Source organism: Micromonospora sp. NPDC005163, from assembly GCF_053599835.1.
In genome coordinates this window covers 1-17,734 of record NZ_JBSFYP010000028.1, presented here as the reverse complement: position 1 = coordinate 17,734, position 17,734 = coordinate 1, and the positions used below count along the sequence as shown (strand labels likewise).

Here is a 17,734-nt window from a genome sequence, read left to right as displayed (position 1 = left end):
GAGAAATCAGGACTGGAGAGCCATGAGCGACACGATCGCCACGCTGCCCGTGGTCGTCGAATCCGACGGCCGGGCACTGACCGAGCTGATCGCCGAGCGCCGCGCCGAGCTGCGGACCACCCTCGCCGACCGGGGTGGTCTGCTGTTCCGCGGCTTCGACGTGGGCGGGGTGGACGGCTTCGACCAGGTGGTCCGGGCGCTGTCCGGTGAGCCGCTGACCTACACCGAACGGTCCTCGCCGCGGCACGCCATCAAGGGCCAGGTGTACACCTCGACCGACTACCCGCCGGACGAAGAGATCTTCCTGCACAACGAGAACTCGTACCAGGCGCGCTGGCCGTTGACGCTGTTCTTCTACTGCATCACCGCGCCGGAGACGCTGGGCGCCACACCCCTGGCCGACATCCGACAGGTCTACCGGGAGATCGACCCGGCGGTACGCGAGGAGTTCGTCCGCCGCCGCTGGATGCTGATGCGCAACTTCCACGAGGACTTCGGCGCCAGCTGGCAGCACGTGTTCGGCACCGACGACCGGCCCGAGGTCGAGGCGTACGCGGCCGTCAACCGGATCAGTCTGGAGTGGACCGGCCGCGACGGGCTGCGTACCCGGGCGGTCCGCGACGCCGTTCACCACCGGCCCGGCTCGGACACCCCCCGCTGGTTCAACCACGCCACCTTCTTCCACGTGAGCAGCCTGGCCAAGGACATCCAGGAAGGCCTGCTGGCCATGTTCGGCGCCGACGGGTTGCCGTCGAACACCTACTACGGCGACGGCGGTGAGATCCCCGCCGACGTCATGGACCACCTGCGCGCCGCGTACCGGGCCGCCAGCGTCCGATTCGACTACCAGCGCGACGACGTGCTGGTGGTCGACAACATGACCGCCGCGCACGGGCGGGAGCCGTTCACCGGCGCCCGAAGGATCGCCGTCGCGATGGCCGAACCGCACACCCCCGACACCGTTGGAGAGCAGTGATGGCCGAAACGCGATTCCTGGTCGTACGCAACGACGAGGAGCAGTACTCCATCTGGTCGGCCGAGCGGGACCTCCCGGCGGGGTGGCACGACGCCGGCTTCGCCGGCACCCGCGAGGAGTGCCTGGCGCACATCGACACCGTCTGGACCGACATGCGCCCCCGCTCGATACGCGAGGCGAGCCGGTGAGCGCGAGGAGCACAGCGCAGCGGAGCCCCGCAGTCGCGAACGGAAGGCGGCAACGATGACCAGGGAGTGGACCTTCCCGGCCTCCTTCGCCCAGGAGCGGGTGTGGACCGCCAACCAACTCGACCCGGGTTCGCCGGTCTACAACGTCTCGGCGCCGTGGCGGTTCCCGGCCGGCGTCACCGCGGCGCAGGCCGTCGAGGTGCTTGCCCAGGTGGTCGCCCGGCACGAGTCGCTCCGTACCCACCTGCGGATGGTCGACGGCGCGCTGGTGCAGGTGGTCCGTGCCGCCGAGCCGCTGGAGCTGCCCGAGCTGGACCTGACCGGCCTGCCCGCCGACGAGCAGGAGCGCCGGTACGCCGAGACGATGACCGAGCTTGCCCGCACCCCGATCCCGTTGGACGCCCCGCCACCGTGGCGGGCCCGGCTGGCCCGCTTCGACGACTGGCTCCGGTTGCAGTTCGTGGTGCACCACGCGGTCTTCGACAGCCACTCCGCGGTGCTCTTCGACGCCGAGTTGGCCGCGTTCAGCCAGGCCGCGCTGACCGGCGCGCCCGCCGACGTGCCCGAGCTGCCCATCCAGTACGCCGACTTCGCCGTCTGGCAGCGTGACCAGCTCTCCGGTGACGAGCTGACACGCCAGCTCGCCTTCTGGCGCGAGCAGTTGGCCGGCGCGCCGGCGGTGACCGGCCTGCCGTTGGACCGGCCACGCCCCACCCAGCTCGGCTTCGCCGGCGACGAGGTGCGTTTCGACCTTCCCGAAGGGCTGCTGGACCGCGTCGGGCAGCTCGCCGCCGACGCCTCGGCCACCCCGTACATGGTGCTGCTGGCCACCTTCGCGGCGCTGCTGTCCCGGATCTCCGGCGATCCCGAGGTGGTGGTCGGGGTCTCCACCGCCGGGCGGGACACGGCCGAGCTGACCCCGCTGATCGGCATGTTCGTCAACCCGGTCGCGCTGCGGTGCGACCTGGCCGGCGACCCGAGCGTCGCCGAGCTGCTCGGCCGGATCCGTGCCGGCCTGGTGGACGCGATGGAGCACGGGCAGACGCCGTTCCAGCGGATCGTCGAGGTGGTCGCACCGCAGCGTGACCCGTCGGTGCAGCCGGTGTTCCAGACCGCGCTGAACTTCATCCCGGACTCCGGCCTGGACCCGGTGCCGCTGGGCACCACCAAGGACGACCTGGCCTTCGACATCACCGGCGGCACCAGCCGGCTGGTCTACCGCACCGACCTGTTCGACCGGGCCACCGCCGAGTCGGTCGTCGCCCGCTACCTGCGGCTGCTCGCCGCCGCCGTCGCCGACCCGGCGACGCGGCTGTCCGCGCTGCCCCTGCTCGACGACGCCGAACGCGACGTGCTGCTCACCTGGACCGGCACCGGTGGTGAGGTGGCCCCGGCCACCCTGGTCGCCGAGGTGGAGCGGCAGGCCGTCGCCACCCCGGCCGCGGTCGCGCTGGTCTGCGACGGCATGCACCTGAGCTACGCCGAGCTGGCCGCCCGGGCCAACCGGCTGGCCCGGCTCCTGGTCGAGCGCGGCGCCGGCCCGGAGAGCAGGGTCGCGCTGCTGCTGCCCCGCTCGGTGGAGCTGGTGGTGGCCATCCTCGCGGTGCTCAAGTCCGGCGCGGCGTACCTGCCCGTGGACACCGACTACCCGGCGAACCGGATCGGCTACCTGCTGGCCGACGCCGAGCCGGCGCTGGTGCTGGCCACCTCGCGGACGGCCGAGCTGGCCCCGACCGACGCGCTGGTGCTCGGTCCGACGACCGCCGCCGACCTGGACGGCGCCGACCTGACCGACGACGACCGGCGGTCGCCGCTGCGCCCGGAGCACCCCGCGTACCTGCTCTACACCTCCGGCTCCACCGGCCGGCCCAAGGGCGTGCTGATCGAGCACCGCGCGGTCACCGCGTACCTGGCCTGGGCCCGGGACACCTACCCTGGACTGGCCGGCACCGCGCTGCTGCACTCGCCGGTCTCGTTCGACCTGACCGTGACCGGGCTGCTTGGCCCGCTCACCGCCGGCGGCACGGTCCGGTTGGCCGGCATCGACACGCCGGCGGCCCGCGCCGGCGGCCCGCCCACCTTCCTCAAGGTCACCCCCAGCCACCTGCCGCTGCTCGACGACGCGCTGTCGCCCACCACCGACCTGGTGATCGGCGGCGAGGCGCTGGCCGGTGAGCAGCTGGCCGGCTGGCGGGGGGCCCACCCCGAGGTGGCCGTGATCAACGAGTACGGCCCCACCGAGGCGACCGTCGGCTGCGTCGCGGCCCGGATCGCCCCCGGGCAGCCGGTGCCCGCCGGTCCGGTGCCGATCGGCCAACCCACCTGGACGACCCGGGTCCACCTGCTCGACGCCGCGCTGACCCCGGTGCCGCCGGGCGTGGTCGGCGAGCTGTACGTCGCCGGGTCGCAACTGGCCCGGGGCTACCTGCGCCGGCCGGCGCTCACCGCCGAGCGCTTCCTGCCCTGCCCGTACGGGCCGGCGGGGGAGCGGATGTACCGCACCGGTGACCTGGCCCGCTGGCGGGCCGACGGGACGCTGGAGTACGTGGGCCGCCGGGACAACCAGGTCAAGGTCCGGGGCATGCGGATCGAGCTGGGCGAGATCGAGTCGGTGCTGCGTGCCCGGCCGGACGTGGACGAGGCCGTGGTCGTGGTCCGCGCCGACAGCGGCGAGCCGACGCTGGTCGGCTACCTGGTCGGCCGGGTCGACGAGGCGGCGCTCGCCGCCGACCTGGCCCTTGAGCTGCCCGCGCACCTGGTGCCGAGCGCTCTCGTCCGGCTGGACGCGCTGCCGCTGACCCCGAACGGCAAGCTGGACACCGCCGCGCTGCCGGCCCCGGCCGCCGCCACCTCCGGCGGCTTCCTCGCCCCGCGCACCGACGCCGAGGCCCTGGTCGCCGAGATCTACGCCGAGATCCTCCAGTTGGAGAAGGTCGGTGCGCTCGACGACTTCTTCGCCCTGGGTGGCAACTCGTTGCGCGGCATGCGGGCGATGGCGCGCATCCGCGCCGAGGTGGACGTGGAGTTGCCGATGCGGGCGCTGTTCAGCAGCCCGGTGGTCGCCGACCTGGCCGCCCAGATCGAGCAGCGGATCGCCGCCGAGCTCGACGAGCTCTCCGACACCGAGGTCGCCGCGCTGCTCGCGGCGGAGAAGGACACCCCGACATGACCGACGTGAAGGACCCGGCCCGCGACGCCGCCCGACAGGCGCTGATCACCCAACGGCTGCGCCGCCGGTCGGGCGGCACCCCCGCCGCGCGGATCATCCCCCGCCCGCCGGACGCCGAGGTGCCGCTGTCGTACGCCCAGGAGCGGGTCTGGTTCATGGATCAGCTCGCCCCCGGCGAGGCGGCGTACCACATCGCGGTGCCGCTGCGGGTGCGTGGCCCGCTCGACGTGGCGGCCCTGCGTCGGGCGCTGGCCGACCTGACCCGGCGGCACGAGTCGCTGCGCACCCGGTTCCCGGCCGACTCCGACGGGCGGCCCACCGCGGTGCTCGACGACGCGGTCGAGGTGCCGCTGACCGTGGTCGACGCCGCCGACGAGGCCGCCGCGCGGGCACTGGTCGACCAGGCGGCGGCCGAGCCGTTCGATCTGGCCGACGGGCCGCTGCTGCGTGCCCTGCTGATCCGTCTGGCGCCGACCGAGCACGTGCTCTTCCTCGGCCAGCACCACATCGTCGGCGACGGCTGGTCGGTGGACGTGCTGTTGCGCGACCTGATCACCCGCTACCGCGACAGGGAGCTGCCCGCCCTGCCGGTGCAGTACGGCGACTTCGCCGTCTGGGAGGCGCGGGAGCTGACCGGGCCGAGTGCCCGCCGGCACCTGGACTGGTGGAAGGGACGGCTGGCCGGGATCACGCCCCTGGAGCTGCCGCTGGACCTGCCCCGGCCGGCGACCCAGACCTACCGGGGCGACTTCGTCGAGTTCACCCTGGACGCTGCCGCCACCGAGGGGCTGGCCGCGCTGACCCGCTCCTACGGCGGCACGCTGTTCATGACCCTGCTCGCCGCGTACCAGGTGTTCCTGGCCCGGCACGCCGGCCAGGACGACTTCGCGGTGGGCGCCTCGGTGGCCGGCCGGTCCGCGCCGGAGCTGGAGAACGTGGTCGGCATGTTCGTCAACATGCTGCCGCTGCGCGCCGAGCTGGCCGGCGACCCGACCTTCATCGAGCTGCTGGGGCGGACCCGCCGCGCGGTGCTGGACGGGTTGGAGCACGCCGAGGTGCCGTTCGCCCGGGTGGTGCACGAGCTGGGCCTGCCACGCGATGTCAGTCGCTCGCCGGTGTTCCAGGCGATGTTCGTGTTGCAGAACTACGAGATGGGCCGGTTCGACGGGGTCGCCGACGACGGCGGGGTCGGCTTCGAGTGGCATCCGATGGAGCTGCGCGCCACGCGCTTCGACTTCGAGCTGCACGCCGTCGAGACCGGCGACGGGCTCTGGGGCAAGCTGATCTTCAACACCGACCTGTTCACCCGGGCCACCGTCGAGCGGATGGCGCACCGGCTGACCACGCTGCTGCGCGCCGTGGTCGCCGCACCGGACCTGCCGGTCTCCGCGCTGGACCTGCTCGCCCCGGCCGAGCGGGAGCTGTTGGCCGGGTGGAACGACACCGCCGGCGACTTCCCCCGGCAGCAGACGCTGCACGCCCCGATCGAGGAGCGGGCCGCCCGTACCCCGGACGCGGTGGCGCTGCGGTTCTCCGGCCGCTCGGTGACGTACGCCGAGCTGAACGCGGCGGCGAACCGGGTGGCGCACCGCCTGCGCGGCGCCGGGGTGGGCCCGGAGACCCTGGTCGGGGTCTGCGCGGAACGTTCGGTGGAGCTGGTCGCCGGCCTGCTCGGCGTGCTCAAGGCCGGCGGCGCCTACCTTCCGCTGGACCCGGAGTACCCGCCGGACCGGCTGGCCTTCATGGTCACCGACGCCGCGGCGCCGGTGGTGCTGGTGCAGGAGCACCTACGCGACGTGCTGCCGGCGACCGACGCGAGCGTGCTCGCCCTGGACGACGAGTCGACCTGGGCCGACCAGCCGGTGACCGACCCGACTCCGGCGGCGGACCCGGCCAACCTCGCGTACGTCATCTACACCTCCGGCTCCACCGGCCGGCCCAAGGGCGTGCCGAACACCCACCGGGGCATCGTCAACCGCCTCGACTGGATGCAGCGCACCTATCGGCTCGGCGCCGACGACGCCGTGTTGCAGAAGACCCCGGCCAGCTTCGACGTCTCGGTCTGGGAGTTCTTCTGGCCCCTGCGCGAGGGCGCCCGACTGGTGCTGGCCGAGCCGGGCGGTCACAAGGACGCCGGCTACCTGCGCGACCTGCTGATCTCCGAGCGGGTCACCACCGCCCACTTCGTACCGTCCATGCTCACCGTCTTCCTCGCCGAGGACGGCGTCGGGGCGGCCACCGCGCTGCGTCGGGTGATCTGCAGCGGCGAGGAGCTGCCGCTCGCCGCGGCCCGGGACTTCACCGCCCGTTTGCCCGGCTGCGGCCTGCACAACCTGTACGGCCCCACCGAGGCGGCGATCGACGTCAGCGCCTGGACGTGCGACCCGGCGCTGCTGGCGGAGCTGACCAGCGTGCCGATCGGCGCGCCGATCAGCAACTTGAGGCTGCACGTGCTGGATGCCCGGGGCAACCCGTGCCCGGTCGGCGTCGCCGGTGAGCTGCACATCGGCGGCGTCGGGCTGGCCCGGGGCTACCACCGCCGGCCGGCGCTGACCGCCGAACGGTTCGTGCCGGACCCGTTCGTCGCCGAGCCGGGCGCCCGGCTCTACCGCACCGGCGACCTGGCCCGCTGGCGCGTCGCGCCCGGCGTGGCGGCTGGCGGGGTGCTCGAGTTCCTCGGGCGGATCGACCACCAGGTCAAGCTGCGTGGGCTGCGCATCGAGCTGGGCGAGATCGAGAGTGCGCTGCGCGCCCAGCCCGGGGTGACCGAGGCGGTGGTGCTGGTCCGCGAGGACACCCCCGGCGACAAGCGGCTCACCGGGTACCTGGTCGGCGCGGCCGAGCACGACGCGGTCAAGGCGGCGTTGAAGGAGACCCTGCCCGAGTACATGGTGCCCGCCGCGTTCGTCACCCTGGACGCCCTGCCGCTGAGCCCGAACGGCAAGCTGGACCGCAGGGCGCTGCCCGCGCCGGTGGTCACCCGCGCCGCGTCGGTGGCGCTGGTCGAGCCGCGCGACGACACCGAGCGGTTGCTCGCCGGCATCTGGTCCGACGTGCTCGGGGTGGCGACCCTCGGCATCGACGACGACTTCTTCGATCTGGGTGGGCATTCGATGCTCGCCACCCAGGTGGTGGCCCGGATCCGCAAGGCCGAGCACGGGGGACGGCCGGTCGGCGTGATGGACCTGTTCCAGCAGCGGACCATCCGCGACCTAGCCACGTTCATGTCCGGCGACGGTGAGAGCGACGGGCCGCGCCGGCTGCTCTACGAGCTGACCAAGCCGATCCCGGCGGCGCAGCGGGTGATCACCTACGTCTGTGTGCCGTACGGCGGCGGCAGCGCGATCGTCTACCAGCCCCTCGCGGACGCGCTGCCGGCCGGGCACGCGCTCTGGTCGCTGGCCATCCCGGGTCACGACGTGGGGCTCACCGAGGACGCGCTGCCCTTCGACGAGCTGACCACCCGGGTCGCCGAGGAGATCCTGGAGCGCGTCGAGGGCCCGCTCGCCCTGTACGGGCACTGCGGCGTCGGCAGTGCGATCGTCGCCGAGGTGGCCCGCAAGGTGGAAGCCGCCGGCCGGGAGTTGACCGCCCTCTACATCGGCGCGATGTTCCCGTTCGCCCGTCCGAAGGGACTTTTCGCGGCGGTCCGCACCCGGCTGGAGAAGCTGCGCAGCAACAAGCACTACGCGAGCTGGCTCAAGTCGATGGGGGTGGACACCGACGAGCTGGACCCGGAGCAGGCCGACCGGATCATCAGCAACATGCGCGCCGACTCCCGGGCCTCGGAGGAGTACTTCACGGACCTGCTCGACCGGCGCGCGGAGAAGCTGCGCGCCCCGATCATCTCGGTGGTCGGCTCGGAGGACCCGGTCACCGACTACCACACCGAGCGGTACGCCGAGTGGCAGTTCCTCAGCGACCGGCTGGGGCTGGTCGTCCTCGACCAGGCCGGGCACTTCTTCCTCAAGTACCGGGCCGAGGAGCTGGCCGAGATCGTCACCCGGGTGCACCCGGCGCTCGTCGCCGGCGACGTCGCCGCGCTGACCCCGCAGGCACGCGGCGAGGATGCCGGCTGGGCGGTGGCCGACACCACGGGCGTGGACGCCCGCACCGGCCCGGAACAGCCGGTGGTACGGCCGAGCATGGCCCGGTTCGTGGCGGTCACCGCCGGTCAGTTGGTCTCCACCACCGGCTCGGCGCTGACCGCGTTCGCCCTGCCGATCTGGCTGTTCACCCGCACCGGCTCGGTGGCCAACCTGGGCCTGCTCTGGGCCCTCGCGCTGGTCTGCGGCGTGCTGATGCTGCCGGTCGCGGGCGCGATCACCGACCGGGTCAGCCGGCGAAAGATCATGATGGTCGCCAGTTGCAGCGCCGGCTCGATCCAGCTGATCCTCGCGGCGCTGCTCTGGACCGACAACCTGGCGCTCTGGCACATCTACGCCCTGGTGGCGCTGAGTCAGGTCGCCGGATCGTTCCAGCGGATCGCGTTCCAGTCGGCCGTGCCGCAGCTGGTGCCCAAGCGCTACCTGGGCCACGCCATGGGCATCACCCAGCTCTCCAACGGCTTCGGCATGCTGCTCATGCCGGTCTTCGCCGCGGGTCTGCTGGCCGCCATCGACCTCAAGGGCATCCTGCTGCTGGACGTGGTCAGCTACCTGGTCGCGGTGGTGACCCTGTCGGTGGTCCGCTTCCCCGACCTGCTCGGCTGGCGGCCCAGGGAGCGGCTGCTGGTGGCGATCGCGAACGGCCTGCGCTACTCGTGGCGCCACCGCGGCTTCCGCCTGATGCTGGGCTACTTCGCGCTGGGCAACATCTTCCTGGCCCCCGCGCTGGTGCTCACCACACCGCTGGTGCTCTCCTTCGGCAGCGCCACGCAGGTGGCCCAGGTGGCTCTCGCCGAGGCGCTCGGCGCGGTCGCCGGTGGCGTACTCATGTCGCTGTGGGGCGGGCCCCGGCACCGACGCATGATCGGCGTGCTGATCGGCAACATCGGCACGGCGGTCGGCTGCGTCCTGGTCGGCCTGGACGCGTCCGTCGCGATGATCTGCGTCGGCGCTTTCTGGCTGGCCATGTCGATGACCACCGCGCAGTCCATCTACGCCACCATCGTCCAGGTCAAGGTGCCGCAGCGCTTCCACGGCCGGGTGTTCAGCCTCAACCAGACCATCACCTGGTCGACGCTGCCGATCGGCTTCGCGCTGCTCGCCCCGGCCGCCACCGGTCTGTTCGAGCCGATGCTCGCCCCGGACGGGGCGCTCGCCGGGTCGGTGGGCGCGGTGATCGGCACCGGTCCGGGCCGGGGCATCGGCTTCGCGTACGTCTGCTTCGGCGCGGCGCTGGTCCTGATCAGCCTGGGCGGTTTCGCGATCCGGCTGCTGCGCCGTTTCGACCTGGAGGTGCCGGACTCGCTGCCCGACGACCTGATCGGCGCGCAGGAGCGGGAACGCCGGCTGGCCGCCCGCGCCACGGAACGCGAGGAGGAGCGGGTGCCGGTCGGGGTGTGACGGGTGCGGGTGCCACCGCGGTGCCGCACGGCACCGCGGTGGCACCCACCGCGTACGAGATCATCTTCGGGATTGGCCGGACCTCCCGAGCTGCGCCGTGGTACGAGTCCTCGGTGAATCCTGATGGCCGCGGCCGGCCTGCGGGCAGCCCGCCACCGCGCGACCGGCTGGTGGCACGCGCGAAAGCAACTGCCGCTCGGGTTCGGGGCCGAGGTGGCCGGGCGGGACGACTGCGGCTCAGTCAACTGGAAGTCGCCCTGGTCATCTCGGTACAGGCAGGACTCGCCGCGGCTCTGGCCTGGTCGATAGGGCACGATCTGCTGGGCAACCCCGCGCCGATCTTCGCCCCCTCCGCTGCGGTGGGCACGATCGTCGCCTCACTCGGGCAGCGCGCCCACCGCACGGTCGAACTGCTGCTCGGAGTCGGGCTCGGCATCGCCACCACCGACTTCCTGCTGTCCTTTCTGGGCACCGGGTTCTGGCAGACCGGATTCGTCGTCGGGTGCGCCATCCTCGCCACGCTGGTGCTCTTCGGACGCAGCGGGGCGGCCGTCGGCCAGGCCGGCGGCACGGCGGTGCTGCTCGCGACCCTGGCGCCGGCCCAGAAGGACCTGGAATGGCCGCGCATCGTTGAGGCGATGGTCGGCGGAGCGGTGGGTCTCGTGGTGGTCGCCTTGCTGATTCCGCTGAACCCGATGCGGATCCTCGACCGTGACGCGGCCCCGATCTTCCACTGCCTCGCCCGTCAGTTGCGGGAGGTCTCCGCGGCGCTGACGACGAGCGATCAGCAGCGGGCGGTTCGCGCGTTGGATGCCCTACGCGCCATGGGACCGGACCTCGACCGGATGCACCAGGCACTCAGCGGCGCCGAGGAGGTCGTCAGCCTCGCGCCGGCCCGTTGGCTGCGCCGTCAGGATGTGGAGCGGTTCGCGCGTGCGAGCCAGCAGATGGAACGGGTCATCGAGCACAGTCGGGGAGTGGCCCGCAGGTCAGCGCTGGCCCTGCAGTACAACGAACGGGTTCCTCCCGACCTGCCCGCGAGCGTCGGACAACTCGCCGACGCCGTCGAGTTGCTGCGCCGTGAGCACCGCGCCGGGCGCCCCACCGAGAAGACCCGGCACGCGGTACGCGCCGCCGTCTTCCAGGCTGGCCGAGCCCGAGCCCAGAGGGTCGACGAATTCGGCGACGCGGTGGTGACCCAGGTGCGTACCGCCGCCAGCGACCTCCTTCGCGCCACCGGGTGCGACGCGACAACGGCGAACGAGGAGGTACGCGACGCGGTGCAGCGGGGCGAGGAGTCCGTTCGAGCGGGTGGTACGCCGGAATGAGTCACCGGGTCGACGCCCACCCGGTGAAACGCTCGACCAGGTCAGCCGGCGGGATGCCCGGTCCGGCGAGCTGACCGGCGGCCGCCTCGCTCAGCGCCGCGAGGTGGGCCAGCAGCGCGGCCCGGTCGGTCCGGTACTCGGCGAGCAGGCGCAGCTTCGCGGTCGAGCACGGCCAGGCGATCCCACACGCCTGACAGCGCCAGGTGGGCCGCGAGGGGAGGTGGTCCCGGCGGCGGCTCACACCGTCACCCGCCGGGGTACGCCCGCCCGACGACGGCTGGTCGGGGCCGGCAGCGCCGTCAGCCAGCGCACGCCCGCGGGCATCAGGTACAGCTCGCGGCGGGCCACCGCGTCGCCGTTCGGAGCCAGCTCGTAGCACTCGATCCACAACCAACCGTGGTACGTGTGCCGGTCGGCCAGGACACGAATCACGCGCACGGTCACCGCCCGGACGAACTGCGGGCTCGCGTCGCGGGTCAGGTGCAGCAGGTCGCCTGACCTGATCGTCCCTGCTGCCACGGCTTCCCCTCCGCCTCCATTGGTGGACGGGGGCCCGGCCTCGGTGCTCGCCGCCGGTTCGGCCGGGCCCCCGCTACGGGCGCGCGCGCCGGGCTCCTGTCGCCTCCACCGCTCGCGCCGTCTACACAGCACCCTGCCGAGGGTTGCGTGACAATCACACAGCGTTAGATGATTTCTCCGGTACGTTCCATTGGCCCCCGAAGGGACGCGGGCATGAACCACGCATTCGTCGCGGCGCTCGCCGAGGCGTGCGAGACGGCCGAGAGCCTGGCCGATCGCGTCGGTCTGCACCCCAAGACCGTGGCCCGGTGGGCCAACCCGGACGCATCCCGCAGACCCGCCATCGTGCCGAGGTAGCGAAGATTCTCCGCAAGGATGTGCTGGACCTGTGGCCGGACGTGCTCAACCGCCGGGAGCCGGTGTGGTTCCGACCGTCGGTCGACATCGAGCGTGAGGCGGTCGCGCTGCGGGCGTTCCAGCTCGCCTGGGTTCCGGGCCTGCTCCAGACCGAGGCGTACGCACGCGCCACGCTCGCCTGGGAGGCGCTGATCCCAGCCGAGATCGACGAGTTGGTCGCGGCGCGCATCGACCGTCAAGCGATCTTGACGCGCGAACGTGGGCCCCTGTTCGTCGCAGTGCTGGATGAGGGAATCATCCGTCGTCCGGTTGCTGGCGGCCGGGCGCTCATGGCTGCCCAGCTCGCTCACCTCGTGGCCTGTGCCGACCTGCCGAGCGTTCAACTTCACGTCGTGCCGAGCGAGGTGACCGCCTACCCGGGGCTCAACGGACCGTTCACGCTCGCCGAACTGCCCGACGGGACGAGGGTGGCGCATGTGGACAGTCAGGCGCACGCGCAGATCGTCGACCAGGCGTCGGAAATTGTTACGCTGGAGCGACGGTGGGAACGCATCCGGGGCGAGGCCCTTCCCCGTGGGCGGTCCCTGGACCTCCTGAAAGAAGCGGCAGCCTCATGGACATGACCGGCGCGCAGTGGCGTAAGAGCACGAAGAGTGGCAGCAACGGCGGTGACTGTGTGGAGGTCGCGGACAACCTTGCCGGCGTCGTCCTGGTCCGCGACACGAAGAACCGCGACAGCGGCACTCTGGTCTTCGGCCCGATGGCGTGGCGGGCGTTCGTCGCCCAGGTCAGCGAGCGGCCGTAACCGCATCCGGGCGTACCCCGAAGTCGCCGTCGGTCAGGGTGACGCGCACGCACCATTCCGGTGTCGCACGATTGCACGGACCTCGGGATGGCGCTGTGTCACGGGTCGAGACAGTCGCCGCGTATCCGGATCTGCCGGGGGCAGTGATGTTCGGAACCCCGTAAGGTGCGGCCAGTGAGGTGGGAGGCACTGGGGCAGTGGGGTGAAGACGCCGCTCGCATCGAACCGCTCGCTGGCGGAGTAGCCAACGACGTGTGGAGCGTGCGCGTCAACGGGCGCCTCGCGGTCGGTCGTCTCGGCACCAGGAGCGACGCTGATCTCGCATGGGAGACCGGTCTCCTGCAACACCTCGACGGTGCGGGTCTGACCGTGCCGGTGCCGATCCCGACTACGGACGGCCGGCTGTTCGCCGACGGTCTGGTGGTGATGACCTACCTGGATGGCGGACCGCCCGAGACGCAGGCCGACTGGCGTCGCGTGGCCGGCATGCTGCGCGAGCTGCATCGGTTGACGCAGGGCTGGCCGCAGCGCCCAGGCTGGCGATCGTCGACCGACCTCCTGCACGCCGAGACCGGGACGAAGATCGACCTCGGCGCGATGCCCCCGGAGGGGGTTGCTCGATGCCGGGCAGCGTGGGCGCGGCTGATCGGACGTCGGACATGCGTCGTCCACGGCGACCTCAACCCTGGCAACGTCCGGATGACCGAGAATCAGGTCGCGCTGATCGACTGGGACGAGTCGCACGTCGATGTCCCCGACCTCGACCTCGTGCTGCCCGACAATGCCGCTGGCCTCGACGACGGCGCGTACGACATCGCCGCGCAGGCGTCGGCCGCATGGGAGGCCGCGGTCTGTTGGGACGACGAGTACGCAGTCAAGCGGCTCGCCGAAGTCCGAGCGGTCTGAGAACGCGTTCGAGGAGCGGGGTTGTTGGCGGTCGAGTCCGCATACGCCGACCACGAGCACACGGTGCACGAGGGCCTGCGCTTCGTGCAGCTGACACCACCCGGCTCGCTGACGGTCTCTGCTGCCGGGCGATGGCGCCCGTGGGTGAGCTCCCGTCAGGGGGCGGCTGGTCGGTGGGCGGGTTGGAAGAGTTCGACGAGATTGCCCGAGGGGTCGGTGAGCAGGATCTGGCGTCCGCCGGGGCCGGCGATGACGTCGCTACGGAACGACAACCCGGCGCTGCGGAGTCGGTCGATCTCGGCATCCAGGTCGTCAACCGTGAGGTGGATGCGGTTGCGTCCGGCGGTGGTGGCGTCGTCGGGGGTGGCGCGGGCGCCTGAACTGGCTGGGCCGGACACCAGCAGCCGCAGCGGGCCGCGTACCACGTCCGCGAAGGCTGGCCCGGCACTGGTGTTCAGGGCAAAGCCGAGATGGGTGGTGTAGAAGTCGACGGCCGCCTGAACGTCGTCGACGATGTAGCGGACGCTGGCGTACTGATCGGACGCTTTCACAGCTGGTCTCCTTCAGGATCGCATGCGCTGAGGACGGGCAGCAGGTGCCTGACGCGGGTCTCGATGTCAGCCGCGATGCGCCGGAAGGCGAGGTAGCCAGCCCGATCGGTGCCGCCGGTGGCGGCGGGATCGGGAATGCTCCAGTGCATTCGCCGAGGCTGACCCGGGAAGTCGGGGCACGCCTCACGGGCTTTGTCGCACAGGCTGATGACGTAGTCGAACCGTCGACCGGACAGGGTGTCCCAGTGCCGGGGGCTCTGGCCGGTGATGTCGATGTCGAACTCCTCGCGGAGCACCCGAACGGCGTTGACGTCCAGGTGCGGCTTGGGCCGGCTACCGGCACTCATCGCCTCGACCTGGCCGTCAGTGGAGTGGCGGAGCAGGGCCTCGGCGATCGGTGAGCGGGCGCTGTTGCCCGTGCACAGGAACAGCACGCCGACGCCGGGCGAGCGTTTCAGATCAGCTGGGGACACACCTGGCGCGACGTGCTCCCGGGTCAGCGCCGGGTGCAGGGCCGCCCCGGTGTCGGCGAGTGCGTTCGCGCAGCGGTCCAGATCCAGGTGGTAGTAGCTGTCGCGGCCGTCGAAGCTGCTTCGGGCGGCCGTGACCAGCCCGCCGTCGCGCAGCAGCCGCAGGTGGTACGAGACCAGGTTCTGCGGCTCGCCCACCAGCGTCACCAACTCTCGGACCCGATAATCGCTGGCTGCGAGCTCGGTCAGCAGCCGCCAGCGCAGCGGATGGGCGGCCAGGCGTACAAACGCCGGGGCACCCTGACTCGACAGCGTCACGACTGTAAGTTACATCAAACGGGTGTGATGCATCAAGCAACTCTGATGAGGTGACGTGGATGGAGGAGGTGGGATGGCCTCCGAAAGCCATTTCCTACCCGGATAGGGCAGCGAGTGAGTCCACGTAGATCAGCGCGAACGCCGGGTGAGAGATGGCACAGGCGATGCGAGGCAGTAGCGGGCCGGCGCCGCTGTGCCCGACGAGCACGACATGCGTTTCGGTCTTGAGGCACGCCAGGACGTGGCCACCGCGTCTGCGACGCCCCGATGGTGGCAAGGCCTGCCAGTGACGGCAGGGGTCAGATCTGGAATCGTGACGTCGTCACCGGCCGGCGCCACATGCGCCGCGACTCCCCGCCAGGTGGGCGTCCGAGAAGTACGGGAGCAACCTTGGTCACCCACCGATCGCTCGATCTCATTGCTCATGCGACACGACTCACCTTGCATGTGCGGTGGCCACCCGCTGGTGGCATCCCGTTCTGCCGCAGATGGTGCGGTGCGTCCGAAGGTCGTACCCACGTCCTACGGTGGGCCAATGGACTGGAAGATTGAACTCATCCCGGTTCCGGTGATCGACGTCGACCGGGCCAAGGCGTTCTACCAGAAGGTGGGCTTCAACGCCGACCAGGATCACAGGGTGCACGAGGGCCTGCGGTTCGTCCAGCTGACACCACCTGGCTCAGCCTGCTCCATCGTGATCGGCGAGGGCATCACCGACAAGATTCCCGGCACACAGGAAATCCAGGTTGTGGTCGCCGACGCCGAGGCAGCGCGTCGGCAACTGCTAGACGCCGGCGTCGAGGCCAGCGAGGTCGAGGTGCAGCCATGGGGCAGCTTCGTCTACTTCGACGATCCTGACGGCAACAGGTGGTCGCTGCAGGCGATCGAGTCACGCCCCAACGGCTGATCGGCGGTCATAACAGTCCTGGTAGCGCATTGATTTGTAGCCGCTGAGCGGGCGTCGGGGGCCGCACCTGCGAGACTGATAAGTCAGCCGGCCGCTCGTCGTTCAGGTAGTCGATGAGCGTGCTGCTGCTCGATCCGGCGGCTGCCACGCCGTCGACTCTGTTGGATGTCGTCGTTGTGCTGCCCGCTGATAGGACTGACGGAGCAGCGGGGTGAATTGAGGGTAGCCAGGACGGTGTCGCCGGCGGTCAGGCAGCGTGGCGGGCGCGGCGGCGGGCTCGGATGAAGGCTGTATCGCCGCGCACGCGGCCCCACCAGGACCACGGAACGCTGGTCATGTACCGGCCGATCGACGCGAAGACCTGCGCGGCGTCGGCGTCGCGGCCAGTGCGCGCCAGCCCGTACGCCAAGAAGTTCGCGTCTTGCCACGACCAGGTCGCCTTGTCGCCGTGCAGGTCTCGGTCGTAATGGCTCAGGCAGGCGTGCACCATGGCCCACTCAAATGCCAGCGCCCAGTCCGAAAGAGACCGGCGGCTGCATCCGGATCTCATGGGTTCTGTCGGGTCGGTTCTTGGAGCAGACTCGGCGTCGGTAGCGGCTGGCGGGTCAGCACTCTCCGGATCTGACCCGTGCGAGGTCTTGCGGCAGACCGTGCGCCCGCTGGTCGTGAGGAGATGCATCACTGCTGGGATGACGTGCCCCTGTACGTGTGGGTGAGCACTGGACCATGAGATCGTCGGCTGTCTCCTCCGCGCTGCTGCTTGATGTTGGTGGAACCGTGGGAGCGAGGTAGCGATGCTGTTCGTGGGTGATGACTGGGCCGAGGACCACCACGACATCGAGATCGTGAACGAACAGGGCCGTCGGTTGGCGCGCCGGCGTCTGTCGGAAGGATTGGATGGCGTCACGCGCCTGCACGCTCTGATCGCCGGCGTGATGCCGAAGGAGTGGGCCGAGCTGCCAGCCTCCGATGCTGCCGCTCGGGTCAAGATCGGGATCGAGACCGAACGCGGTGCATGGGTCGCCTCGCTGGTGGCCGCCGGTTATGAGGTCTTCGCGATCAACCCGATGTCCGCGGCACGGTACCGGGAGCGGCATTCCACGTCGAAGGCGAAGAGCGACGCCGGCGATGCGCATGTGTTGGCGGAGATCGTGCGCCTCGACCGCGATCACCACCGCCCGATCGCCGGGGACTCCGACGACGGCGAGGCGATGAAGTTGGTCGCTCGCAGCCACCAAAGCATGATCTGGGACCGGACCCGGCACGTGCTACGTCTACGGAGCGCGCTACGGGAGTACTTCCCGGCCGCGTTGACCGCCTTCGACGACCTCGACGCGCCTGACGCGCTCGCCGTCCTGGCCGCGGCACCCGATCCCGACCGGGCCGCGCGACTGTCCACGGCCAGGATCAGCACGGCACTGCGTAAGGCAAACCGTCGTGACGTCGCGGTCAAGGCGCTGCAAGTCCAGACCGTCCTACGGGCGCCCGCGCTACGGCAGCCTCCGGCCGTGCAGCAGGCGTTCGCGGCCATCGTCGCCGGTGAGGTCAGGCTGATCGCAGCGCTCAACGCGGAGATCGACGCCCTGGGCGAGGTGGTGGCAGAGCATTTTGGTCGGCACCCGGACGCTGAGCTCTACACCAGCCTGCCCGGCCTCGGTGTGGTCCTCGGTGCTCGGGTGCTGGCCGAGTTCGGCGACGACCCCAAGCGTTACGCCGACGCCAAGGCGCGCAAG

Annotated in this window: 13 protein-coding genes and 2 pseudogenes; 10 read left to right on the top strand and 5 right to left on the bottom strand. The window is 71.3% G+C overall.

All coding sequences use genetic code 11. The features are described from left to right. Positions 1-22 precede the first annotated feature (22 nt). The 5 genes from ACWD6N_RS20235 to ACWD6N_RS20215 are packed head-to-tail and all read left to right on the top strand — an operon-like array spanning position 23 to position 11,168. Positions 23-976: a TauD/TfdA family dioxygenase gene (locus tag ACWD6N_RS20235; RefSeq protein ID WP_450005047.1), complete on the top strand. Its 954-nt coding sequence runs from the start codon at positions 23-25 to the stop codon at positions 974-976. Then, positions 976-1,164, top strand: a complete 189-nt coding sequence (locus ACWD6N_RS20230) for an MbtH family protein (protein WP_450005046.1) — start codon at positions 976-978, stop codon at positions 1,162-1,164. The genes ACWD6N_RS20235 and ACWD6N_RS20230 overlap by 1 nt, the downstream gene beginning before the upstream one ends. Before the next feature lie 55 nt (positions 1,165-1,219). Further along, the gene (locus tag ACWD6N_RS20225; protein WP_450005045.1) at positions 1,220-4,333 is read left to right on the top strand and encodes a non-ribosomal peptide synthetase; all 3,114 of its coding nucleotides are present in this window, start codon (positions 1,220-1,222) and stop codon (positions 4,331-4,333) included. Beyond that, positions 4,330-9,840, top strand: a complete 5,511-nt coding sequence (locus ACWD6N_RS20220; RefSeq protein ID WP_450005044.1) for an amino acid adenylation domain-containing protein — start codon at positions 4,330-4,332, stop codon at positions 9,838-9,840. The genes ACWD6N_RS20225 and ACWD6N_RS20220 overlap by 4 nt, the downstream gene beginning before the upstream one ends. Next, positions 9,837-11,168 (top strand): FUSC family protein, encoded by a 1,332-nt coding sequence (locus ACWD6N_RS20215; RefSeq protein ID WP_450005043.1) that lies wholly within the window; start codon positions 9,837-9,839, stop codon positions 11,166-11,168. The genes ACWD6N_RS20220 and ACWD6N_RS20215 overlap by 4 nt, the downstream gene beginning before the upstream one ends. A gap of 1 nt (position 11,169) precedes the next feature. On the opposite strand, the gene ACWD6N_RS20210 is transcribed toward ACWD6N_RS20215, so the two are convergent. Further along, positions 11,170-11,409 (bottom strand): flavin reductase, encoded by a 240-nt coding sequence (locus ACWD6N_RS20210; RefSeq protein ID WP_450005042.1) that lies wholly within the window; start codon positions 11,407-11,409, stop codon positions 11,170-11,172. Next, positions 11,406-11,687, bottom strand: coding sequence for a hypothetical protein (locus ACWD6N_RS20205; protein WP_450005041.1), 282 nt, complete (start codon positions 11,685-11,687; stop codon positions 11,406-11,408). The genes ACWD6N_RS20210 and ACWD6N_RS20205 overlap by 4 nt, the downstream gene beginning before the upstream one ends. Before the next feature lie 213 nt (positions 11,688-11,900). Between ACWD6N_RS20205 and ACWD6N_RS20200 the strand changes: the two are divergent. The 3 genes and pseudogenes from ACWD6N_RS20200 (at position 11,901) to ACWD6N_RS20190 (ending at position 13,755) form a co-directional block, all read left to right on the top strand. Then, a pseudogene (locus ACWD6N_RS20200) lies at positions 11,901-12,667 on the top strand (DUF5753 domain-containing protein). Next, entirely contained in the window at positions 12,658-12,849 is a 192-nt protein-coding gene (locus ACWD6N_RS20195) for a DUF397 domain-containing protein (protein WP_450005040.1), read from the top strand. Before ACWD6N_RS20200 ends, ACWD6N_RS20195 begins: the two are co-directional and overlap by 10 nt. 174 nt (positions 12,850-13,023) lie before the next feature. Further along, positions 13,024-13,755: a phosphotransferase enzyme family protein gene (locus ACWD6N_RS20190; protein WP_450005039.1), complete on the top strand. Its 732-nt coding sequence runs from the start codon at positions 13,024-13,026 to the stop codon at positions 13,753-13,755. A 155-nt stretch (positions 13,756-13,910) separates the two neighbouring features. On the opposite strand, the gene ACWD6N_RS20185 is transcribed toward ACWD6N_RS20190, so the two are convergent. Together ACWD6N_RS20185 and ACWD6N_RS20180 are read right to left on the bottom strand one after the other, a co-directional pair. Further along, positions 13,911-14,306 (bottom strand): VOC family protein, encoded by a 396-nt coding sequence (locus ACWD6N_RS20185; RefSeq protein ID WP_450005038.1) that lies wholly within the window; start codon positions 14,304-14,306, stop codon positions 13,911-13,913. Further along, positions 14,303-15,094, bottom strand: coding sequence for an arsenate reductase/protein-tyrosine-phosphatase family protein (locus ACWD6N_RS20180; protein WP_450005037.1), 792 nt, complete (start codon positions 15,092-15,094; stop codon positions 14,303-14,305). The genes ACWD6N_RS20185 and ACWD6N_RS20180 overlap by 4 nt, the downstream gene beginning before the upstream one ends. Positions 15,095-15,629: 535 nt before the next feature. Between ACWD6N_RS20180 and ACWD6N_RS20175 the strand changes: the two genes are divergently transcribed. Further along, complete coding sequence (locus tag ACWD6N_RS20175; RefSeq protein ID WP_354966697.1) at positions 15,630-16,001, top strand: VOC family protein; 372 nt, start codon at positions 15,630-15,632, stop codon at positions 15,999-16,001. A 421-nt stretch (positions 16,002-16,422) separates the two neighbouring features. On the opposite strand, the pseudogene ACWD6N_RS20170 reads toward ACWD6N_RS20175, so the two are convergent. Continuing rightward, positions 16,423-16,503, bottom strand: a pseudogene (locus ACWD6N_RS20170) (DUF4291 domain-containing protein); the annotation flags it as partial. A gap of 292 nt (positions 16,504-16,795) precedes the next feature. Between ACWD6N_RS20170 and ACWD6N_RS20165 the strand changes: the two are divergent. Further along, positions 16,796-17,734, top strand: a 939-nt coding sequence (locus tag ACWD6N_RS20165) for an IS110 family transposase (protein WP_450005036.1), incomplete at its 3' end; no start/stop codon positions are given.